Annotated in this window: 12 protein-coding genes; 2 read left to right on the top strand and 10 right to left on the bottom strand. The window is 54.9% G+C overall.

Annotation, left to right across the window (positions count from 1 at the left end):
* Positions 1-77: 77 nt before the first annotated feature.
* Together AYI87_RS06000 and AYI87_RS06005 are read left to right on the top strand one after the other, a co-directional pair.
* Positions 78-1,049, top strand: a complete 972-nt coding sequence (locus AYI87_RS06000) for a TDT family transporter (protein ID WP_144200457.1) — start codon at positions 78-80, stop codon at positions 1,047-1,049.
* Positions 1,050-1,256: 207 nt separating this feature from the next.
* A complete protein-coding gene (locus tag AYI87_RS06005; RefSeq protein ID WP_144200781.1) occupies positions 1,257-2,936 on the top strand; it encodes an RluA family pseudouridine synthase in 1,680 nt (559 codons plus the stop codon).
* 98 nt (positions 2,937-3,034) lie between these two features.
* Here the strand turns inward: AYI87_RS06005 and AYI87_RS06010 are convergent, their stop codons facing one another.
* The 10 genes from AYI87_RS06010 to AYI87_RS06055 form a co-directional block, all read right to left on the bottom strand.
* A complete protein-coding gene (locus AYI87_RS06010; protein ID WP_144200459.1) occupies positions 3,035-4,198 on the bottom strand; it encodes a sugar diacid recognition domain-containing protein in 1,164 nt (387 codons plus the stop codon).
* Positions 4,199-4,354: 156 nt separating this feature from the next.
* Positions 4,355-6,454, bottom strand: a complete 2,100-nt coding sequence (locus AYI87_RS06015) for an MtrB/PioB family decaheme-associated outer membrane protein (RefSeq protein ID WP_144200461.1) — start codon at positions 6,452-6,454, stop codon at positions 4,355-4,357.
* 12 nt (positions 6,455-6,466) lie between these two features.
* Positions 6,467-7,456: a DmsE family decaheme c-type cytochrome gene (locus AYI87_RS06020; RefSeq protein ID WP_144200463.1), complete on the bottom strand. Its 990-nt coding sequence runs from the start codon at positions 7,454-7,456 to the stop codon at positions 6,467-6,469.
* A gap of 81 nt (positions 7,457-7,537) precedes the next feature.
* Entirely contained in the window at positions 7,538-9,508 is a 1,971-nt protein-coding gene (locus tag AYI87_RS06025) for an OmcA/MtrC family decaheme c-type cytochrome (RefSeq protein ID WP_144200465.1), read from the bottom strand.
* 373 nt (positions 9,509-9,881) lie between these two features.
* The gene (locus AYI87_RS06030) at positions 9,882-12,095 is read right to left on the bottom strand and encodes an OmcA/MtrC family decaheme c-type cytochrome (protein WP_144200467.1); all 2,214 of its coding nucleotides are present in this window, start codon (positions 12,093-12,095) and stop codon (positions 9,882-9,884) included.
* A gap of 486 nt (positions 12,096-12,581) precedes the next feature.
* A complete protein-coding gene (locus tag AYI87_RS06035) occupies positions 12,582-14,855 on the bottom strand; it encodes a multiheme c-type cytochrome (RefSeq protein ID WP_144200469.1) in 2,274 nt (757 codons plus the stop codon).
* 539 nt (positions 14,856-15,394) lie between these two features.
* On the bottom strand, positions 15,395-17,542 hold the full coding sequence (locus tag AYI87_RS06040) for an OmcA/MtrC family decaheme c-type cytochrome (protein ID WP_186300575.1): 2,148 nt from the start codon (positions 17,540-17,542) through the stop codon (positions 15,395-15,397).
* Positions 17,543-17,617: 75 nt separating this feature from the next.
* On the bottom strand, positions 17,618-19,528 hold the full coding sequence (locus AYI87_RS06045; protein WP_186300564.1) for an OmcA/MtrC family decaheme c-type cytochrome: 1,911 nt from the start codon (positions 19,526-19,528) through the stop codon (positions 17,618-17,620).
* Positions 19,529-19,565: 37 nt separating this feature from the next.
* The gene (locus AYI87_RS06050; protein WP_144200475.1) at positions 19,566-21,677 is read right to left on the bottom strand and encodes an MtrB/PioB family decaheme-associated outer membrane protein; all 2,112 of its coding nucleotides are present in this window, start codon (positions 21,675-21,677) and stop codon (positions 19,566-19,568) included.
* A 15-nt stretch (positions 21,678-21,692) separates the two neighbouring features.
* Positions 21,693-22,661: a DmsE family decaheme c-type cytochrome gene (locus tag AYI87_RS06055; protein WP_222116769.1), complete on the bottom strand. Its 969-nt coding sequence runs from the start codon at positions 22,659-22,661 to the stop codon at positions 21,693-21,695.
* Positions 22,662-22,986 lie beyond the last annotated feature (325 nt).

Below are 22,986 nucleotides of genomic sequence, written 5' to 3' on the forward strand. Positions count from 1 at the left end.
TTATAAATAATTAGATATAACAAAACAAAAGGCAAGCGTATTATTGCTTCACAGCAAGCAACTTGATTGAGATTGTGATGATTCATAAAACGAAAAAGGCAGTAATGGGCGTTCCTACACCTATGGCGGGCTTGGCACTGGGCATTGCAAGCCTGGGTTGGTGTTGGGAAAACTTTACTGAGCTTAATGGCTATGGCCAGTGGGCTGGCGCCGTGATCGCTAGCGTCTTGTTAGTCGTCTTGAGCGTTAAATTTTTCTTTCATAACCATCTTTTAAGGCAAGATCTTGCCCACCCGGTCGTCGGCAGCGTGGTGCCTACTTTCGCGATGGCGACCATGGTGGTGTCTAACTCATTGGGGCAACTCTTTCCGGTTGCGGGCGACGCCCTGTGGTTGGCGGCTGTGGCGCTGCATATCGTTTTCCTGGTGAGCTTTATCTATCACAGGGCGAAGGATTTTGAGCTGCACCACATGGTGCCCAGCTGGTTTGTGCCTCCTGTGGGCATAGTGGTTGCGGATGTATCCTTCTCCGGTAACCCAGCCCTCGCAGCCATAGCGCAAAGCACTCTGGTCTTCGGCATGCTGGCCTATGCCGTGATGCTGCCCATGATGATCTATCGCCTCATGTTCACCCATGAGGTGCCCGATGCGGCCAAGCCTACGTTGGCGATTCTGGCGGCGCCGGCCAGCCTATCGTTGGCAGGTTACCTAACGGTGACAGCGGCGCCATCGCCGGTGATCATCGCCCTGTTATTTGGTATCGCGGTGTTGATGACGGCCATTATCTACCTGGCTTTTTATAAGCTCCTCAGGCTACCCTTTAGCCCCGGCTATGCGGCGTTTACCTTCCCCATGGTGATAGGCAGCACGGCGCTGTTTAAGATGGCCAACTGGATGGTAGTAGAGGGGATAGAAGCCGAGTATGTGCAGCAGGTGCGAGATCTCGCGGCGCTGGAGTTGGTGGTGGCCACAGTTGTGGTGGTCTATGTTGCGCTGCGTTATATCAACAGCCTCCTGATACAGCCGCGGCTAGTGTCACGGACGGCCTAGTGTCACGAATAGCTTAGTGTCACGAATAGCCTAATGTTACGGATAGCCTAATGTTACGGATAGGCTAGTATCGTGTCCTCAAGGCGCAAATTATTACGTCAGTCCCATGACTTCAGCGGCGTGAGCGCGTAAAATCCCCGCTTTCAGTAAGGGCCCTAATGCCAAATGGGCCCACTTATCGCCTAATTACTCAAGATGTCAGACGCCATGTACTGTGCCCAGCAATGTTTTACCCCCTTTAGCGCCTCAATCGAGGGCATAGCGCTGCCTGAGCGGTTTACCTTTCCCTTTTATTATGAGCCCCACATATTGTGTGAGCTGGCGGCCAGCGAGCTGCAAGCACACCTCGAGCAGCAACAGAGTTGGCAACATAACTTTGGCCTGACGGGGCAGCGTGAAGGCGCCATAGGTAAGATGTTTGGCGTGCTGGTGGTGCAAAAAGCTGATGGTGAGCTTGGCTATCTCAAGGCGTTTTCCGGTAAGTTAGCCGAGCAGAATCTACTGCCGGGCTTCGTACCGCCGGTGTTCGACATGCTGACCCAGGACAGCTTCTTTCACGGCGAGCAGCAGGCCATCAATCAGTTAACTACTGAGCTTGAATCGTTGCAGCAGGCGCCAGAACTTGCATCGCTTAGTGATGAGCTAAACACATTAAACGCTGGTAAAGCCGCGGCGGTGGCCGATCTGCGGGCAGAGATCATCGAGAACCGTAAGGCACGTAAGGCCAGACGTGTGGCCGGTGAGCAGCTAGATGCCCAGGCTTTCGAGGCGTTGCAGCAACAACTTGGCCGCGAGAGCGTGGCCGAGAAGCACAGACTAAGGCAGTTAAATGAGCACTGGGATAGCCAGATCGCCGAGCGTGAGCATCGCCTCAGCGCACTGCTAGATGAGATTGAGGCGCTTAAGCTGCAGCGGGCTAATCAGTCCAACGCGCTGCAGCGCAAGCTGTTTGCCCAGTATCGCTTCTTGAATCAGGCGGGGGAGCTCAAAGATCTCAACACCCTATTTAGCCTGTCGCCAAAAGGATTACCTCCTGCAGGCGCTGGAGAGTGCGCCGCGCCTAAGCTGCTGCAGTTTGCCTTCGCCAACGGCCTCAAGCCCATCGCCATGGCGGAGTTCTGGTGGGGGGCATCGCCCAAGTCGGAGGTGAAGCAGCATAAGCAGTTCTATGGCGCCTGTCATGGCAAGTGTGAGCCGATTTTGGCCCATATGTTGAGTGGCATAGCGCTGGATGACAACCCGCTGCTGAACAACCCCGCCGAGGGCAAAGAACTCTCCATTATCTATCAGGATGAGGCGATCGCCGTGGTGAATAAGCCGGCGGAGTTTCTTTCTGTGCCGGGCAAGCATGTAGCTGACAGCGTCTATAGCCGTATGCGGCAGGCCTTTCCCAAGGCAACCGGGCCGCTGATAGTCCATCGCCTGGATATGTCCACTTCAGGCCTGATGGTGATCGCCCTGAGTAGCGAGGCTAATACCGCTCTGGTGCAGCAGTTTATCGGCCGCACAGTGGAGAAGCGTTATCTTGCCAGGGTAGCGGGTGAGGTGCAGGGGGACGGGGGCGAGATCAAGCTGCCGCTGCGGGTGGATCTCGACGACAGGCCGCGTCAGCTGGTGTGTTTTGAGCACGGTAAACACGCCCATACCTATTGGCAGGTAAAATCCAGAGGTGAGGGGACGACCTTGCTGTCACTGTTTCCTAAGACGGGACGTACCCATCAGCTCAGGGTGCATTGTGCCCATCAAGATGGCCTGGGCATGCCCATCATAGGCGATGACCTCTATGGGGTTAAGGCCAACCGCCTGCATCTGCACGCCCAGTATCTGGCCTTTAACCATCCCATCAGTGGCAAGCGAATCAGCTTTAGCTGCGATCCCGATTTCTAGGCCTGTCTAACTTTGGCCTGTCTAACTATGGCCTGTCTAACTATGGCCTGTCTAGCTTTGGCCTAGCTTAGCCTAGGCCAGTTTGCCATGGTCATCACTTAACCTTGGTCCTGACCGCGGCTTAGCAGCACCTGACCCAGGTAGAGCTGCAGCAGGCCGTCGAGTTTTTGAATATCCACCTTAGTGATCTGGGCTATCTTATCCAGGCGATACCTCAGGGTGTTACGGTGGATAAACAGCGCCTTGGCGCAGGCCTGCTGGTCGCCGAAATGGCCCAGATAGCTGGCCAGTGTCTTGCGAAGCAGGGCGTTTTTATCCCTGTCGATGAGGCGCTGAAACGGCCTCAGCAGCTGCTCGCCGCGCCAGTCATGTTTTAGCCCAGAGAGCATCACCAGCAGGGCATGATCTTCATACAGGTACTTGCTCTGCTCTGGGTGTAGCTGCTGCCCCAAATTAAGGGTTTCCAGCGCTGTCTGATAGGAACGGTTGATATCCATAGTGGCGGGAAAGTAGTGGCCCAGGGAAATCTTCAATCTGGCGTTTAGTTCACTGGGCAGACGCTTGAGCAGACGGTCGATACGCAGGCTCTCGGCCTCGGCGCTCCAGGCCTTGCCATCGAGGAAGGCGGGTTTGAGGATCACCAGCTCAGTCATGGAGGTCATGGCGATCAGGTTGCCGCGGGACGGCGTCTCTAACAGGTGCAGTACCGTTTTGAGCTGGGAGTTGGCCAGCTCGTCGCCGGCGTCGTCGCTGATACGCAGCACAGCTGCGACCCTTGGCATCTCGAGATCGATATCCAGACGCTGGGCCCAGATCTTCAGGTGATTGAGATCCCGCCCCTCGGGCTTTATCAGCTGCAGAATAAACTCCTCCTGCTGACGGGCGCGCCACTGGGCCACATCCAGGGAGTTGGCCTGCTCGACGATCATCTCGGCGGTCATCTTCAGCAGCTCACCGAAGGCCTTGAGGTGTTCGGGCTCTCCCGTGATGCCGATGACGCCGATGATCTCCCCCTGATAATGCAGCGGCAGGTTGATGCCGGGCTTGACCCCCTGCAAGCTGGCGGCGCTGGCGCTGTTAAGCTCCACGGTACGGTTCTGACTGATGGCTAGCAGGGCACCCTCGTGGGTGGAGCCGATGCGGTGGGGCTCGCCCGAGCCGAGGATCACCCCCTGGCTGTTCATCACATTGATGTTGTGTCCTATGATCGCCATGGTGCGATCGACTATCTGCTGGGCGAGTTGATTATCGAGAAAGTACAAGGCGCTGGGTCATCTTGAAGGTGGTGTGTTGAGCTTAAGGCAAAAGCCCGACGGGAAAAAGCCTGGGAGGCTGTTTTTGCGAGATGGCAATCATCGATAGCGCATAAAAAACCCGCGACGGGCGCGGGTTTTTAGCTAGCTATAAATGCACGGTAATTACAGCTTGTAGCTCATGCTCAGCATGATTAGGTGAGCGTTGTAGTCATGGCTGTTGTAACCAAAGCCGACCACGTTCCAGATCCCGTCTGGCGCTATGCTGTTACCTGGGTCATTGTCCTTGTATTTCTCCATCTTGTAGTCAAGACGCAGTGCCATATTGTCGGTGGCCTGGTATTGACCGTAGACATTGACGTTATGGACCTTGGCATAGTAATCACCATAGTTGCCGCTGAGACCCTGTTTTACCTGGGTGTTGCTGCTCGAATCTGAGTAGGTGTAGTCCACGCCCAGGCGCAGTTTCTTCTCTAACAGATTGTTGTAGCTGAACCCGGCTCCGATCACATCGACCTGATCTTCCACCAGACCAAACCAGTTAGGCGTGCTGTAGTTGCTGCTGCCTGCCTGCTCTGAGTCTATGTTTTGACGATTGTAGAAGGCGTTCACCATCATGTCGTCGTTGATCAGGTAGCTGGCGTTGATGTCGTAGCTAACATCTTTCGACTCGGTCAGACCTACCTGGGTCTCGTTGTAGTCGTCCAGGGCATAACGGCCACCGAAGTCTATGGTCAGGGCATCGATTGGCGTGTGGCTGATACGTGCCTCAACCATGGTGCGCTGACGATCCGCCAGATTGTACTTGCGCAGCAGGCTGTTAGACTCGCTCGAAGTCCACTCTGAGGCCTGATATTCGGAGCCATCACGCTCGCCATAGCTGCCCTTGATCCACATATCCCAGTTGTCGAACGCGCTGAGGTGGAACTTGGTCCATAGCGTGTTCTCATCTGTGGTTTCGCGGTCCTGGTAGCTACGCTCGTCACGGCGGAAGTCGTAACCCGCTTCCAGCTTCATGCCACGGCTTAGACGGAAATCGGCGCCCAACTTAGCCCTTTGTGTCGTGAAGTCATAAGGGGTGTTGTAGGCCACCTTGCCTGTGGTGGAGTTGATGCTGATCTGGGTCCACTCTTCCACATTGGTCTTGTTATCGCGGTCGCTATAGTCATAGCTGGCGTTAACGCGAACCGTGCGGTTGATGCGGGACACAACCTTAAGATTAGCGCCCTTCATGTCGACCTTGGCATCCAACGCGTCCACAGGTGTCTGGTAACCATAACCTGAGGTAACCAGCGCCTGATCCTGGCTCATCTGACCGTAATGCACGCGGCCGCTCATGATGGTGCTACCCGCCGTGTATTGGCCCATCAGCGATACTGTGTGTGCCTCGTTGTCTGGGTCTAAGGCCATGGTGCCCTGAGTCTGGGCGCCGAAGGTCGGATTAAAGGCGTTGTCGAACGTGAGCTGGCTGTATTGGTTCTTAAAGCTCGAGCCTGAGTAGGCCAGGGCGGTAAACCAGTTGTCGCCTTTAAGCTTGATACCCGCCTCAACTGTGTCTGTGGTGTAGTCCACAGGCTCTGCCAGCATCATAGACTGATTGAAGAAGCTGCCCGATGCCTGCTTAAGGCCGGTCTTATCTTCACGCTGGTAGTTGACGTAGGTGCTCCACAGCTCTTCACCCTGATATTCGAAGCCGATGCCGGCGCGCTTGCGCTTGAGCGACAGCTCCAGTGGGTTGAGGCTGCTGTATAGCTCGCTCATATCCTGGCTCGAACCCGCCGTCTGCCAGTTGTCTGGCAGGGTCAGGTGGTCGCCGCCTACGCCTTGATAAGGACTCATTGCCTTATCGGTCTTGTAGGTGGCTATCTGACGGTAGTTGAGGCTCAGCTTGTGCTGACCTACCTTGCCTGACTCGAGATCCAGGCGGCCGTTTTCCATGCCGAGGTTTTGCGCCTCTATACTGGCACGGTAGCCAGATTCGCTGATGTAGCTCACATCGGCGTCGACCTTGCCTACAAATTCATTTTCGGCGGCAAAGGCGTTGGCTGAGCGGATGTCGTCGCTGTCGTTGTAACCGACGCCGGCACCGATAGTGCCACTGACGCCTGTCTCAATCTTACAGCGTTTACAGTCCCACTTGTCGAACTTCACCTTTTCTGTGTTGGCGTTTTGAATGCCATAGCCGTCGGCCAGTGCCATGCCGGGAATGACGATACCGGCATTAGCGATAAGGGCGAGGGTGACTACATTGAGTTTGAATTTCATCTTCTCGTCTCCTTAGCGCTGGAACAGTTTGCCAGATGGATGGTTAGAACCATGGATCTGGTTGTGACAGTTCAGACAGCTGCGACCACCGGTAAAGGCATTGCCACCCACGGTAGAACCTTGGTCAGTGTTGCCCATGTAAGCATTGCTGGCATGGCCATCGCTAGCGTGGCACTGCTGACAAAGTTGCGGGGCGCGGGTCTTCAACATGCCCTCGTTAACACTGCCGTGCGGGTTGTGACAGGTAACGCAGTTTTCAGTTACGGGCGCATGTTCCCATAGCTTTGGGCCGCGTTTTTCTGCGTGGCACGAATAGCAGGTTTCGTTAACGCTGGGCTTGACCAGGTCCGAGTCCGACAGGGTACCGTGTGGATTGTGGCAATCGCTACAGACCATCTGCGCCCACTTCATCGGGTGAGAAGAGCGCTTGTTCATATCGGCTTTTTGCTTGGTATGACAGCTGGTACAGACTTCCATCTCTGTGTTCTTAGAGAGCACAGGATCTTTATCTGTGTGCACCGAGTGGCAAGAGGCACAGGCTACATCGGCGTTGTCATGGTGACCGCCGTTCCATGCCATACGTTTGTCATCTTTGTGACAGCTCATACAGACGCTGTTTTGCTTCTCGGCAGACAGGGTAGAGTCGGGACCGAAGGCGATCATCGGCTCGTTACCGCCGCGGTTATGCTTACCCATGGGGCCGTGGCAGGCTTCACATTGCAGGCCAGCCATCGGACTCTTGCTCGAGTCGGCAGCACCGTGTACGCCCTTGAACAGGTCCATGACCTTTTCAGACTTGCCGTGACACATGAGACAAGAGTCGGCGCCCTTAGGCGAGTATTGGCCTTCGGCGAACTTCTTGTCCAGGGTGGCTTCCACCTCGTCCGGGGTCATCTTGGCATCCCACTTGGACGCCACCGCGCCCTGGCTTATGCCCAGCGACAGCAGTGCAACTGCCATCACCGCCGGAAACAGGCTTTTGAATTGATTTGTGATTTTCATAATAGGCATCCTAATTTGCACAAATGAGTCGTGAAAAGTGGGGGAGGAGACTCCCCCGGTTTTCAATTTGAGATGCGCAAATTACATCTTCACAGCAGTGTGATCTTCGATAACAGGTGCGTGGCAGAAGAAACAAGTTTCTAGCTGCGCCGCATCGTTAGCGACATCTTTAGCACCATTGATGATGGCACCTTGGCTTTCGGCGTGGGCCTTGACGCTATCGCTGGTGTGACATGAAGTACAAGTCGCCGCGATAGGCGTGCTGTACTGGCCAGCAGCTGTTGCCAGGGCACCCTTAGCCTTGAAGGCGTCCAGGTTGAAGTCGTTGTGACACTGGGCACAATCTTTGATGATGCCTTGCTCGCCGTGTACTACGTGCAGTTTCATCTCCAGGGCACCCTTATTCGCGCCGCCAGCGTATGTGCCGTCAGGCGTGTGACAGGCCACACAAGCATCGACACCTATGATAGGCATGTCGTTAGCGTCTTTGGTGTGAGACAGCTGCTCAGACATGACGAAACCTGCATGGTGGCTACCCTTGTGCACTTCAAACTCTTTGGTGTGGCAAGATGCACAGGCAGTGAAGTTCACTGAGTCGACGTGACGCATGCTTGGCGCCTTGTCTGCCAGTGCGGCGAAGGCCAGGTCGGCTTTCATGCCGGTGTACTTGTCGGTGTCGCTACCGTCGAAGGCAGGATCGTCACAGTTGACGAACTCACCCTTGTCTGAGCACATTGCCCAGCCAACGAAGGTAAAGGCGGTCTCGCTGTCGATACCGTTGGCACCTAGCTTAAGATCTTTGCTAGTGGTGTAAACCAGCTTGCCATCTTCCACTAGCGCCTTGGCATCGACCACGCCATTTTTCACGGCGTTGATAGAGTCTTTACCGCTATAACCTAGGGTCACATTGTTAGGACCTACGTTAGTCACGATCTCGACGCGCTGTACCATAGGCAGAATGGTGTTGATATCAACGGCTGCGCCGCTGGCATCGACCACTTGAACACTGATGGTGGCAGCAGTGCCTTCGGTGTTGATGGTTGACTCAACATTCAGGCCGTATTGATCGATAAGGGCTTTCTTATCGTTGCCAGCTTGAGTATGCAGCTCGGCAGTCCAGCTCGCGTTATGACAGGCAACACAGTTGCTGTTGTCGTTTTGCTGAGAGTGGCCTTTACCCGCCTCGAAGTCGATGTTGACGTGACAGCTGGTACAGGTTTCCATGGTTGGAATACGTGACCAGTTGCCCCACTCGGTGAGCTCGTCAGACTGAACGTGACAGGCTTGGCAGTTGTCCTGGACAATGTGGTGCGCAGTCTCGGCGCTCTTGTCCATGTTGCGGCCATACATCTTAGCGTCGTTGTGGACGTTGTGGATCAGATGGTTAAAGGCAACTTGTGGCTTACCTTTCTCATCGGCCATCTCTTGGGTGTGGCAAGATACACAGGTCTCTACGCTGGTGTAGCTGTGGTAGATCTTCTGTCCTTCGGCGTGACAGCTGTTACAACTGGCGGTTGAGACCACATTCTTGGTGTAGAGTGGCTCATAACCTTCACCAGAGAAGTCTTCGGCGATCTCGGTTTGCGGCACCAAGGTGACGCCGTCGAGCAGTGTCGAGGCCTTGGCGACGATATTGTATCTTTGGGTCAGCTCTGGGTTGTAGCCTTCCACTTCGATGGTAAAGGTGTAGTTACCATTCTTGTGGTCGGTGAAGGCTTTTTGTGAGCCGATATATTGCCATTCGGCGGCATTACCTGCACCGGTTGCGCCTTGTGGCAGCAGTTGAACCACTTTTTTCACTTCAAGATCTTTCAGACCGATAACGGGAAGATCTTCCTCGTTGGTCGCAAAGACTGTGATTGTGGGTGTGCCGTTGTCGTATTCAACCTTGGTGACATCAAGGTGAAGTACTTCAATGGCATCGGCCGCTGGGCCACCTGGGTTGCCCGGATTACCATCACTACCGTCGCTGCCACCACAACCAGTGAGAGCCATGGAGACGGCACCTGCTGCGAGTAGCAGCTTAAATTTATTATTTTGTACGTTCATCATTTTTTCCCTGCATAGGTTTGGCATCGTCTTAAGTGCATGGCCTGTTAACAGCGCCGATTCTCGTTTATAAGTTGTGCGACCTAAGTCGATGCTGGAAATAGAAATCCCCAAGGAAATGCTAACGTAACAGACGGCTAAAATCTGCCTGACTGAGTCTAATGTGTGACCGAGATCTTTCTATTTCTAAAGGGGTAGCCCGGCGGGCGAAGAATGGGGCGGCTTGGCGGAAAAAATGTTGCAAAATGAAACAGTTTTGCGATTTTTGTTCTTATTTTAGCGTTCACTGTTCTACAGTAAAAACAAAGGGAGGCGAGTGCCTCCCTTCGAGGTAGATGTCGACCCACTAACCTTGAGAGTTAGTGAGTCAATCCTCTTAGTAACCGTGCAGTTCCATCACCTTTTCTGGTGTGTGACAGGTCTTACAGGTTTCTGCTGCGCGAGTACGTACGTCATCGGCACTAACACCGTCTATGATACCGCCGTTGGTCTCGATGTGAGACTTGGCTGCATCGCTCAGGTGAGCCTGGTGACAGCTCATACAAGCACCTGCATCGGAAGACACCCAAATACCTGATTTATCTTTAGTCTCAAGGTTAGGGTAATTCCAAACACGCTCAGGCGATCTGCCTAAGGTAATGCCATTGTCGATTTTATTTCTGTCGTCTTGTGCAGTATGGCATGTTAAACAATCTGTCTTCATTACCGTTCCAGATTTTAGCCCACTACCCCATTTGGCGTTCATGTCGTGTCCTGCTGCGTGGTGCGCTTTGTACGCATAGCTTGTAGGACTGTCATAGATACCTGAATTACGAACCGATTCTTTTACCGGCTTGTCAGAGGTGTGGCACGTTTGACAGTTGTAACCATTGTTGTAGTGATGGTTTTCCTGGTTGTGACAGCCCTGACACTTGCTTGGGTCTATGATGTCACGACGCTCGGCTGTTGTTGCGCTGTCGTCGATGGCACCATCTTTCCAGACGAAGTGCATCGCTTCTTGTTTAGCTTCTACCTTGCGTACGCCTTCGGTTGCACAGGCGGTAGGCTTAATCTCCGCAACGCCATAGCCGCCATTGTTGAAGCAGACTTTCAGCGCTGACCAGAGTTCGAAGGTCTTGCCGTTGGCATCGGCAGGTAGATCAAACTTAGTACCTGTTAGGGTGTAAGTCTTAGTCTCGGCGTTGTAAACCCCTTCTTCAAGTGCGATACGACGATTGCTATAAGAGGCATCGCTGTAGGCTGGGAAGTCTTTGTCGATATCCCAGGCCACAACCACACGTGATTTCGGATCTAATAGCTCGCCATCCAGGGCGGCGCCATCGGCACCCAGTACCTGTACGTCGAAGACGAACTTACCATTAGCATCAACACCTATGTTGCTGAACTTAACGCTCATCGCCTCGGCATCTTGGTAGGCTTTCAGTACGTCGCCATGACGCTTGAAGGCGCTACCTGTGCCGCCATATGGTTCGGTGCTGTTGTGACAGGCCATACAGTCTGTGCTGCTGTGGTGAGAAGATGGTTTCTCGCTGTGACAGGCGATACAGGCTGTGTTGCTCAGGTCTGCCTTGTAAAGGTCGGCATTTGCCGGTGCATTGCTGCCCTCTACGTGACAGGCGCTACAATCGGCCGCTGGTTTTTGTGGGAACATCACCTTGCCATAGTCGTGGAAACTGCCTTTATAGCCGATCACCTTGTAAGGTGCAGGCACTTGGTTGCCGTCGGCATCATAGGTGTGGCGCTCTTCCCCACGGTGAATGGCGTGGATCATGTAAGTGAAGTCTATGCTGTTGCCAGATTCTGGATCGCCAGAGGTGGCGGTGTGGCAAGAGGCGCAGTTTTCGAGGTTAATACGACGGCCACCATGCAGCGCCAGACTCTCTGGCTGGTGACAGGTGTAACAGGTCTCGATAGAAACCACGTCGCGGGTTTGAATGCCTTCGGTTGCGCCACTAGAAGGTTGGAAATCATAGTTGGCGTTAGCCGTGACACTAGGTTGTTCCAGCTCTAGGGTAATACGCTGAGTCGCATCGGCGTCATAGGTCACAGTGACAGGTGAGGTGACGTTGGCGATGTTGGTCTGGAAGGTATAGGTATAGCTACCGTCTTCGTTATCGACCAGGCAGTCGTCGCACTTGGCGGCTTGTTCTACGTTGGCCTGGAACTGGTTAGACGGATTGATGTCGGTATCGCCCTCAGGTACCCAGTCTGGGTTAGGCGCTTGCTCGCTATTGATGTAGGCCTGCCATTGGAAGCCGCGATCGGCGGTTTCGCCATCGGCTTTGGTTTCAACCACATGGGTCAGCTGTGCGACACCAAATCTCAGGTCGTGGTCTTTGGTGAGCCCAAGTACGGCAACGCCGTTTGCATCTTGAAGCTTGAAGTCGACCGTGACTTTACCTGCGTCGATTGTCGCATTGGTAAAGGTTGCCTGAAGGGTAGGTGTAGTGTCGATGTTGACACCAATGATACCGTCCTTACCATCTTCACCATCTTTACCGTCGCTGCCGCAACCGGATAAGGCGAGAGAGAGAAGTCCGGCACCTAATACAGCTTTTGTCGCTGCATTAACATTGAACTTTTTCATCATGATTATTCCCTGCAATAGTTTTAATCATCACTAATTGATTGTTCTTCAATAAAAACAAGGACTGAAATTGAGAACAGCATTTGTTTTGTCTATTGAAAACACCCGCTTAGTGTGTGGAATTAATTTCCACCTCTAAGGCTATCGAAATGGCAACTTTTTAGCAGGTGTTTCAGTCTGCTTATGTGATTGAGATCTGACTATTTCTTTAGAGGTAGGCAAAAAAATGCATTTTTGGTGAAATTTTTATTTTCAGTCAAGAAAGTCAGCCAGTTAAATCACATCCTGTTAATTTGCTGTAGCCGAAAATGTGGCGCCTTTGGGGGTATGTAGACCTTGTGTTTCCCTGAGTTTGCTCCATGCGCACCTGTGGTCTTGCGGCAGATGGGAGATAAAGTGGAACAGAAAGCGGCGATAAAAAAGAGTGCCAGGTAATGCCTGACACTCTTAGCTTATTTTAAATGGGTCTTTAAAACAGTGGCGTCTGTTTTAGTTCTGCTTGTGCAGCTCGGCGACCTTCTCTGCGCTGTGGCAGGTGAGGCATGACTCGCTGTTTAGCATGGCCGCTTCATAGCTGCCGGCAACGACGCCGCCCATGCTCTCGATGTGAGATTTGGCCGAATCTTTACCACCGCCGATCTCATAGCTTGATGAGACGTGGCAAGAGGCGCACACACCGGCCTGTGGGCTGGAGTAGCTGGCATCGCCCTTGTTCCAGCGCATCGGTGTTGAACGTGCATTCTCTAGACCGAAGTTGAGATCGCTGTGACAGGCTGAGCAGTTGGCACTGCTGACCAGTTGATGCACATCGGCGCGGCCATGGGCTTTACCGAAGGTGCCGTGAACGCGCACCACCAGGCTGTTGTAGTCACCGGCTTCGTGACACTGGGCACAGGTGTGTACGTCGGCGTTGCGGTAGTGCGCGGCGCCTTTACGGGCCACCATGTCGTTGTTGTGACAGCTTGCGCAGTTGTCATAGTCCACGGCGCTGGCACGCACTGCGCCAGGCGTTCCGTCAAGCTTAACGAACTCTGTCTTGGCCGCGTTGGGGCTTAACACGCCGGCGCAGTTGCCTTCGCCGTCAAGTTCAACCAAGGTTGAAGACTTGTTCTTAAAGCAGGTGCTAAAGCTTGAGGTGATCGCCAGATCTGCACCATTGGCAATAACCTCTGCCAGTGAAGGTAGGCCATAGTTAGGCTTAGACGCATCGACGGTCACCCTATAGCTGCCATCCGGGTTCGCGGTTGCGCTACCACTGGTGCGCGCCGCCAGGTAGGCGTCAGGTTTAACCGCATCGACGGCGTTAACGTACACGGTAACGCGCGGTACATGTAGGCTGGTAACCGCCTCTTCACCTTTATTCAGGTTGAGCGTAAAGCTTAAGGTCGCGCTGGTTTCATCCCAGGCAATTTGGCTGTAGCTAGCACCGACTAGAATACCGGCCTGTGACGCGGCCTGGCTGCTGGCCTGCTGGTGACCGGCAAAGTGACGGTAGGCGCCACCACGGGTATTGCCATCTTGGCTGCTGTGACAGGTGACACAACCTACCATTGTTGCGCCTTCTTCACCCGGCGCCACCAGGTTGCTGCCTCTATGATATTCGCCATGACAGCTCTGACAGCTGGTCACATCTTTATCGCCAAACCAGGCCAGGGCGTGAGCGGTCAGGCCTTCGGGCAGCGTCTCTTCTGTGGTGGTGTAGCTTACGTGACAGCTTTGACAGTTGGCTGTCGAGGCCGGGAAGTTAAGCTCGGCCTTAGGATTACCTTCGCTATCGAGCGCTGCACCATCAAACTCATAGGTAAAGGCTGGGTTGTTGGCATTGGCGATAACCGAGTTGAATTTAGCCAGCTCGCGGCGATCTCCCTCTGTGATGCCTGTGTGCACGGCGTGAACCAGTCCCTTGATGGAGCCATCAAAGTTAAATTCGACCGTGTTGCCTTCGCCATCGGTACCTGAGCCGCTGTACTGTGTATAGTCTGTGTGGCAGAAACCACAGCCGTCGGCGGTATTACCATAGTTGCCATGGCGGATATGATCCTGACCTAGGTGACAGCTGGTACAGGTATCCATCTCCAGCACTTTCTTAGGCGAAGCGACCGACTGCTCGGTCAAAGGATCCCAGTAGTAGGCTTCGACATTCTTCAGCTTGTTTTGGCCCACACCATAGGTGATCAGGTAGATACCATTAATGCGGTTGGCATCATAGTCGTAATCCAGGCCGTTGGTGTTTATGATCTCTGGCGCCGTAACCCGATAACGGCCTTCGCCTAGGTAGCTTAGGCAGCTAAGCCCTTCCGGGCAGTCACGAGTTGGACGCCAGTTGTTGGTGCCCGTCATAGGTACGCCGTTCTTGCTGGCGTTGCGGTAAGAGAGCCAGATCTCCTCGTCACCGTCGGCGCGGCCGGTGACCTGGGTGCCATCTTCCAGGCTGTAGGGTGTGAAGGCCTCGCTGCGGGTGCCCATACGACCGAAGGCGATGCGTAGCGGGTCGGTGAGCGCCTCCAATCCTGTAACGGCGACGCCATTAGGATTGGTCAGGCTAAATTCGAAGCTTAGGGTCTTGGCCGCCGCATCATAGCTGGCGCTTTCTATCTTGGTTTGGACCGCAGTCGCGCTGTTGATATCGACTGCGATCTCACCAGGCTTACCATCTTCACCATCTTTTCCATCGCTGCCGCCACAGCCGACCAGCGCCAGAGACAAGGCTCCGACACCGAATGCTGCTTTGACTGCGGTACTGATTGAATACCGTTTCATCATTTTTCCCCTGCATGAGAATGAGAGTGAACTCAATTTTTTCTTTTTTGGTATGAACAAGGTGGCCAGAGTTATTGCTATTGCCTCAACAACTTGGCGGCACCTTATGGGCCATATTACTTAAAAGGGGGTAGGTGCAACGGCCCACCTGGCGCAAACGTGAAGCGGATCCATTAAGCTTGGTGTAAATTGATAAACTTGTTAAATCTAATATTTTACAGTGACTTATAAATGCCGGGTGAGGGGGTTTTTACTTCAGCGGCCTAAAAATAAGCCTTTTCTTAAATAAAGCTTAAGTGGCAGGGGATTTTTTCATCGCAGTTTTGATCTAACGCAAGCATAGGCATTGGGGGATAGATCAATTTCGCCGGTGAAACTCCCGCGTTTGTGGGCGGGATGTTATCGGTGTGTGAAGGGAGCGGCTAGATGGCGTGGCGTTTGGCGTCATGCATTGATGGCATGCATAGGTGTAGGGCGATAAAAAAGGAGGTCGTAGCCTCCTTTTATCCAGTGTTTCGCTCACCATCTTTTATAGTGCGATGCTACTCCTGGTGAATGCCTAACAGTTGAGCCGGCGTATGGCAGGTGGCGCAGGTCTCTGCCGCCCGGGCGCGTACATCGTCTGCGTCCATACCGTCTAAGATACCGCCGTTGGCCTGGATATGGGCTGCACCAGAATCTTTAAGGTATTTCTGGTGGCAGCTCAGGCAGGCGCCGGCATCGGATGAGACCCAGATATCGACGCCTGTGGTGGTATCGCCATAGCGCCAGACCCGGTCGCTGGCGCGGCCAAGTGTGATGCCATCATCTGTATGACAGGTGAGGCAGTCGGTCTTGAGCACTGTGCCCGATTGCACGCCGGCATACTTGAGGTAGTGACCCTCTGCCTCGTGGGCCTTAAAGGCGAAGCTGGTTGGCTTGCGGCCGCCGGGATAGCTGTCATCGCCACGAGTCGTCTTATCCGAGGTATGGCAGGTCTGACAGTTATAGCCATTGTTGTAATGGTGATTTTCCTGATTATGGCAGGTCTGACACTTGCTGGTATCGACGATGGCGCGGCGCATGGCCACCTGGCCATCTTCGGCAACGCCTGTGCCGGACCAGATGAAACGATAGGGCGCCTCTTTGACCGCCACCGAGCGGGTATCATCGCTACAGGCGGTCATCACCACATCGGCAACGCCATAGCCGCCGTGGTTGAAGCAGACCTCTACGGCGGACCAGAGCTCGAAGGTCTTGCCCGTGGCATCCATTGGCATGTCGAAGCTGCTGGCCACTATGGTGAAGGTCTTGCTGGCATCGTCATAGGTGCCTTGGGACAGCCTGAAGCGACGATTGCTGTAGGAGGCATCCGTGTAGGCCGGGTAGTCTTTATTTACATCCCAGGCGACCACGACCCGGGTGCCAAGCTCGATAAATTCGGCAGCCACCGGATTGCCGGCAGAGTCGGTTACCTGGAGATCAAATTTCAGCTTGCCGTCTCCATCCAGGCCTATGTTGCTGAAGCTGACGCCCATGGCCTGAGCCAGCGAGTAGGCCTTTAGCACATCGCCATGGCGCTTCTCGGCGTTGCCTGTGCCCGGATAGGTATCTGTGGCGTTGTGGCAGGCGACGCAGTTGGTGCTTGAGTGATTCTGCGATGGTTTCTCGGTGTGACAGCTGATACAGGCGACGCTGGAGTTATCTGCCTTGAACAGTGCGGCGTCGCTTGGGGCGCCGTCCCCCTCTTTGTGACAGGCCGCGCAGTTGGCTGCTGGCTTCTGCGGGAACATCACCTTGCCATAGTCGTGCAGACTGCCGCCAAAGCCCACTATCTTATAGGGGGCGGGTACAATGCCTTCAGGCGTGCTGGTGACCCTGTCCTGACCCTTGTGGATGGCATGGATCAGATAGGTAAATTCGATGCTGTTGCCGCTCTCGGGATCGCCTGAGGTCGCGGTATGACAGCTGGCGCAGTTCTCAAGACTGATGCGGCGGCCACCGTGCAGTGCTAGGCTCTCCTCCTGGTGACAGTTAAGACAGGTCTCCTTACTTACCACATTGCGGGTTTGAATCCCGTCGGTCGAACCCGAAGAGGGCTGCCAGTCATGGTGCGCATTGGCGGTCGCCTGGGGCAGCTTCAGCTCCAGGGTGACCCTGTGGGTGTTATCGCCATTGTAGGTGATGGCCAAAGGCTCGGTGACATTGGCGATGTTTTGCTGAAATTTATAGGTGTAGCTGCCATCGAGATTGTCCGTCAGGCAGTCTTCGCAGGCGCTGGCGGCCTCGACATTGGCCTGATATTGAGGCGAGGGGTTAAGGCCTGAGGTGTCATCTGGCAATGAACCCGGCTGTCTTAGGCTGTTGATGTAGGCCTGCCACTGGTAGCCGCGATCGAAGCCTTGGCCGTCAATTGTCTCTGTTACCTGGGCCAGCTGGGCGATACCGAATCTGAGGTCATAGTCTTTGGTCAGGCCGAGAACGGCCACGCCGTTGGCATTTTCAAGCTTAAAGGTCACGCTGACCTGACCATCTTCTACCGATGCCTGGGTAAACTGGGCCATCACGCTTGGGGTATCTGTGATGCTGACGCCTATGACACCGTCGGGGCCGTCTTTACCATCCTTGCCGTCGCTACCACAGCCCAGTAACAGCGCGCTGCAGCTCAGGGCGATGAGGCTCCATTGATTCACCTTCTTCTTCATATCCATCATAGTGCCTTCCATTTCAGTCAATCTCTCAATGCGTTGTCGAATCGGCGCCAGTGACCTGGCGCCTTGTCCGGTTTATTTGATGGGATGCACCCTCAGCACATCGGCATCGGCGCCTTGTCGGTGACAAGTGCTGCAGCTCTCGGTGCCTGCGGTGGCATCGGACAGAGTGCCGCTGAACACTGCGCCTTGCTGGATCATATGGTTCTTGTTGGTCTCGCTGCTGTGGCAGTCGCTACAGATGGCGGCCGTTGGGCTGGTGTAGCTGCTATCGTCTATGGCCAGCGGTTTCACGCCGGGATCCAGCGGCAGGGCGACCGAGAGCACGCCATCTCTGTCGGCGTGACACTGGGCGCAGTTACCTATGTTGCCCGGGTAGTTGATCCCTTCGAAACCGGTGCGCTGACCACTATGAATACCGTGGATAAGATGCTTGAAGTCCGCCGTGGTGAGGGACGGATTGTCCGCGGCCTCGGCCTGCATGTTGGGGTTGTGACATAGCTGACACTGCCCCTCTAGATCGTTGCGCGAACCGTGGAAGTTCAGCTGTTGATCCCCGTGGCAGCTACCGCAGGTGTCGTTGCTGACCACCACGCGGCGGCCGCTATCGCTCAAGGCCTCCGTGGCGAAGAAGCGATGGCTGGATTTGATCACCACTTCGCTGTTGGCCTCATCACTACAGGCGCCCAGCACGCCGTTGGCGGCGCAGACTCTGCCTTGAATCGCTAGCGTGCCTTTATCCATCTCGCTACCTGCGGGGACCGTCAGCCCGGCTATCTGATAGTTGAAGCTGCCGTTGCTGCCGGAGATAGGCGCGGTTTCATGCACACGTATGGAGCGCGCCGAGCGGGTGGCGTAGTCGAAGCTGGTGCCCCAGTTGGCGTAGACGCGAAGATCGGAGACGAAATCGAGTTGGTCGGCGCTGGCCGTGTAGGGCTGACCCGTCGCAGGATTTTCCAGTGTCAGGGTAAAGGAGACGGTATCGCCGCTGCGCATGGCTTTGGTGATCACAGGTTTGAACTGTGCCAATGCCTGGGCGTTGCCGCCGTCGTTGTGGACGCTGGCGGTCCAATCCGGGTTGTGACAGGCGACGCAGTTGGCGTTATTGAGCTGCGCCGGATGGCCTTCACCCTTCTTGAAGTCGATATAGGTATGACAGGCGCCACAGGCCTCCATGGTGGGTACCCGTGCCCAGTTCATCTGCTCGGTTAGGGTCTCATCTTCGGCATGACAGGTCTGGCAGTTTGCCAGCGAGCCGGGGAAGCCGGTCAGGTGTTTGCCGTGGATCATCTGCGGGAAGATGTTGTCTGGATTGCTGACGCGATCGGCGTTGTGACAGGTCACGCAGGTCTCAATCTGGTTATAGTTACCGCGATGAAAGGCCAGATCGCTGTGACAGCTGTTGCAGGTCTCTATCTTGATCAGGTTACGTGTGTATACCGGATCGCTGCTGGTGCCGTCTTTGTCGCCCTGCCAGTCGAAGTGCTGATTGGTGATGGGCAGGCTGGTGCCGTCGGCCAGGCTGTCGCCGCCTAGCTTAACCACTATGCGCTGGGTGGCGCCGGCCTGATAGCCGACATCGTTTAAGCCGTCGAAGGCGGCGCTAAAGGTGTAGCTGTAGCGGCCATTCTTATGATCCACATACTCCCCAGGGCAGCTGTCGTTGCAGCTCTCCGAGGTGAAGTATTGCCACTGGGAGGCATTGCCCGCATTGGTGTAGCCCTGGGGCAGCAGCTGAGCGGCAATAAAGGTGGCGCTTGGGATCCCCACCACAGGTTCGTCATCCTGATTGGTGACGCGGTAGTTCACCGTGGCGACGCCTGATTGCATCTGCACGGGATCGAAGCTGACCACTAAGGAGTCGATCACCATGGCGGGTGGGCCGCCGGGCTCGCCAGGATTACCGGGTTTACCATCGTCGCCGCCACAGGCGGAGAGTAGCGAAACTAGCCCAAACAGGGCGGCATAATGGAAAGTTTTGTTCATCTTCATCATCGCTTCCTTGGCATAGGGGGCGCCAGAGTTACAGCTGGTAACTCAGGGTCACTCCAAAGTAGTGGGCGTTGTAATCATGGCTGAGGTCACCGAAGGTCAAGACGTTGGGGATGCTGTCTGGCATCAGGTTGTCGTTGGCCCAGTCGGCGTCTTGGTACTGCTCGAAGATCCAATCCAGCCGCAGCCCCAGGCTCTCGCTGAGATTAAAGTCGGCGAAAGCGTTGAGATTGTGCCGGGTGGCGTAATAGCTGCCGTATGGGCTGTGCAGACCCTGGCTGACCTCTGTGTCGCTCTGGCCGTCGCTATAGCTGTAGTTAAGGCCTAGTCGCAGACGGTTCTCCATCAAGGCGTCGTAATCGAACCCGGCACCGATAAGGGTCGCCTTATCCTTGGTGGTGGCAAACCAGTTGGCACTACCGAAGTTGTTACTGCCCGCCTGATCGCTGTCGCGCCAATCCTGATTGATAAACGCGTTGAGGTTAATCTGCTCATTCAGGGCATAGTTGGCGGAGATATCATAGCCTTGGCTATCGACCTGGGTCAGACCTATCTGGGTGTCTGCGTAGTCATCCTGCATCAGGTGCAGGTTGAGCGTGGCGCTGAGTGCCTCGCCGTTATAGCTGGTGTAGAGGCCATAACGCTGGCGCTCACGATCGGCCAGATAGCTGCGCCTTAACAGCGGGTTGTTGGGGCGATTGTTGACGCTCGAGCCCAGATATTCGCTGCCACCGCGATCCTCAAATTCGGCCTTGAGCCAGGCTTGCCATTGGGAGGAGAGTCGATAGTGGAGCTTGGCCGTAACATCTGATGTCTGCAGGCTGTCGCGGTCGAGGGCGTTGTAGTTGTTATGCTCATACTGGTATTGCAGATCCAGATAGAGGCTGCGGGTAAAGCGGTACTTGGCTCCCAGATTCGCCTGTTGGCGGGTACGGTCATAGGCCTGATTAGGCTTATCGCCGCTGTAGTAGCTGTCGGTAATGATCTGCGGGTAACTCGCTATCTCAGACTTGTTGTCGCGATCGCGATAGTCGTAGCCGGCCCTGAGGCTGAGCTCTGGGGTGAGACGCCCGAGATACTTAAGCTTCATCTCCAGCAGATCTACCTGGCCGTCGAGATTGGTCGCAGGCAGCATGGGGGAAGGGCCGTTGATGGTGGCCGGCAGATACGCCTGATCTTGGGTCATGCGGCTAAAACCCAGATGCATCAGCACCTGCTGCCCCGGGGCGGAGAATTTGCTGTGGGCCGCCACGCGATAGGCCTTGTTATCGGGCGCTACAGCACTCTGGCCATAATAGGCGGCGCCGAAGGTGGGGCTGAAGGCGGATTGCCAGTGCAGGGCATTGCTATCGTTCTTGTAATGACTGAGCTCGGCATCTATGCCGGTCAGCCACTGATCGCCGCGAAAGTAGAGTTTGCCTTCGATGCGATCGCTTTTGTCGTCGACGCGCTCGGCCAGCATGGTGCTGTTGGTGAGCAGGTTGGCGCTGGCACGGCGATTGCCCTGCCGCTGCTCATGTTGGTAGCCGAGGCTTGCCTCGTAGAAGCTGCCGGTATAGGCGGCGTCGAGACGGTAGCGGTCACGGGTTATCTTAAGCTCACTCGCCAATAGGCTATCGTTTAGGCTGCTCATCTGATTGGTTGTGGCGGCGCTCTGCCATTGGCTGGGGAGCTGCCAACTACCGGCCGCTAGCCGATAGGGGGTTAGCGCCGCGTTGTTGTCGAAGCGGGCAAAGCCTCGATAACTGGCGGCTACTTCGTACTGGCCCTTGCGTCCGGTCGTTAGGCTGGCCGAGCCGGCGTCGTAGCCTAGGTGGTCTGCCTTAAATAGGGTCTGGTAGCCAGAGGCCTTCTTGTGGGTAAGATCTGCCTCCAGGCTCGCCACGGCGCCATCAGTGTCTGTGCCCGTGGTGTTGCCAAAACGGCTATCGCCGCCGTCGTTATAGGCGACGCCGACGCCTATCTCACCTGTGGTTGCATCTTTGACCTCACAGCGCTGGCATTTCCAGGCATCCATCTTCACCGAGCTGCGGTTGGCGGAGGCGAGATCGTACCCCTGGGCCGATGCCAGGCTGCTGAGGATAGAGAGGGTCAGCAGGCTGAGTGGCCAAGCGCGTGTGTGAGTCCCTTTAAGTCTGTTCATCGCTATGCTCCCTCATTAACGTTGCAGTAGTTTGCCCGATGGATGGTTAGAGCCATGCACCTGGTTGTGGCAGTTGAGGCAGCTTTGGCCGCCGTTGAAGGCATTAGGGCTGTTGGCAAATACCGGATTGGCGGCGTGACCGTCGCTGGCGTGGCACTGCTGGCAAAGCTGAGGGGGCTTGGCGATCAACATGGCCTCGTTGACCGTGCCGTGGGGATTATGACAGTTGGCGCAGTTGTCGGTGACCGGTGCATGTTCCCACAGCTTAGGCCCACGTTTCTCGGCGTGGCAGGCGTAGCAGTTGTCGTTGATGCTCATCTGTTGCAGGCTGGCCTCGCCCAAACCGCCGTGGGGATTGTGACAGTCGCTACAGACCATCTGTTGCCATTTGAGTGGGTGGCTGCTGCGCTTGTGCAGGTCGGCCTTTTGTTGGGTATGACATGTGGTGCAGACGGCGACCTCCTGGCTCTTATCGCTAATGGGGTCGTGACCCGTGTGTACCTGATGGCAGTCGCTACAGGCAACATTGGCGTTGTCATGATGATTACCGCTCCAGGCCATACGTTGGTCGTCGTTATGGCAGCTCATGCAGACGCTGTTTTGTTTCTCGGCAGGCACGGGTGAGTTGGCGCCGAAGGTGATCATAGGCTCCTTGCCGCCACGATTATGTTTGCCCATGGGGCCGTGGCAGGCTTCGCACTGCAGGTCGGCCATGGGGGAGCCTTTTACCTGGGGATTGCCATGCACGCCGTCAAATAGCGCCATGACGGTTTGGTTCTTGCGATGGCACATGAGGCAGCTATCGGCGCCTTTGGGCGAGTATTGACCTTCGGCGAATTTGCTATCGAGGATCTTCTCCACCTCGTCGGCGGGCATCTCGTCCCAGGGGGTTGCCTGAGCGAGCAAACTAAAGAGAGGGTATAGCGCGAGTAGAGCCGTTAGCCTAAGGGCACGCAGCCAAGTCGATTCCTTTTTCATCATCATCCATCCAAGCACAGTGTGGCGTTTAGTTGTTATCTTTATGAATTACTAATTTACCAAAGCTAAATAATAGGCAAGATTTGTGACGAATGTGTAAATTTTGTGGCGATAAATGACGGGTAAAAATGAAGTATTTGAGCGAATTAGCGCTTTATGTGATCTGGATCACGTTGCGCTCGTAAGTTGCGACGTAGAATTGCCCGCCAATGAAAATGGTTCTCATTTGATAATCTCGTTTACTGATTGAGATATCTGTCACATAATATAAAATACAATTGAAAATTATTATCGTTTCCAATCATAAATATTGATCTAGATAAAGTTATTG

Origin of the sequence: Shewanella sp. KCT (assembly GCF_007636505.1) — a bacterium.
GTDB classification, from domain to species: domain Bacteria; phylum Pseudomonadota; class Gammaproteobacteria; order Enterobacterales; family Shewanellaceae; genus Shewanella; species Shewanella halotolerans.

Excerpts from the sequence above, each read along its gene's own strand:
- AYI87_RS06000 (WP_144200457.1), top strand. The coding sequence starts at position 78 with ATGATTCATAAAACGAAAAAGGCAGTAATGGGCGTTCCTACACCTATG.
- AYI87_RS06005 (WP_144200781.1), top strand. The coding sequence starts at position 1,257 with ATGTACTGTGCCCAGCAATGTTTTACCCCCTTTAGCGCCTCAATCGAG.
- AYI87_RS06015 (WP_144200461.1), bottom strand. The coding sequence starts at position 6,454 with ATGAAATTCAAACTCAATGTAGTCACCCTCGCCCTTATCGCTAATGCC.
- AYI87_RS06020 (WP_144200463.1), bottom strand. The coding sequence starts at position 7,456 with ATGAAAATCACAAATCAATTCAAAAGCCTGTTTCCGGCGGTGATGGCA.
- AYI87_RS06025 (WP_144200465.1), bottom strand. The coding sequence starts at position 9,508 with ATGATGAACGTACAAAATAATAAATTTAAGCTGCTACTCGCAGCAGGT.
- AYI87_RS06030 (WP_144200467.1), bottom strand. The coding sequence starts at position 12,095 with ATGATGAAAAAGTTCAATGTTAATGCAGCGACAAAAGCTGTATTAGGT.
- AYI87_RS06035 (WP_144200469.1), bottom strand. The coding sequence starts at position 14,855 with ATGATGAAACGGTATTCAATCAGTACCGCAGTCAAAGCAGCATTCGGT.
- AYI87_RS06040 (WP_186300575.1), bottom strand. The coding sequence starts at position 17,542 with ATGGATATGAAGAAGAAGGTGAATCAATGGAGCCTCATCGCCCTGAGC.
- AYI87_RS06045 (WP_186300564.1), bottom strand. The coding sequence starts at position 19,528 with ATGAACAAAACTTTCCATTATGCCGCCCTGTTTGGGCTAGTTTCGCTA.
- AYI87_RS06050 (WP_144200475.1), bottom strand. The coding sequence starts at position 21,677 with ATGAACAGACTTAAAGGGACTCACACACGCGCTTGGCCACTCAGCCTG.
- AYI87_RS06055 (WP_222116769.1), bottom strand. The coding sequence starts at position 22,661 with ATGATGATGAAAAAGGAATCGACTTGGCTGCGTGCCCTTAGGCTAACG.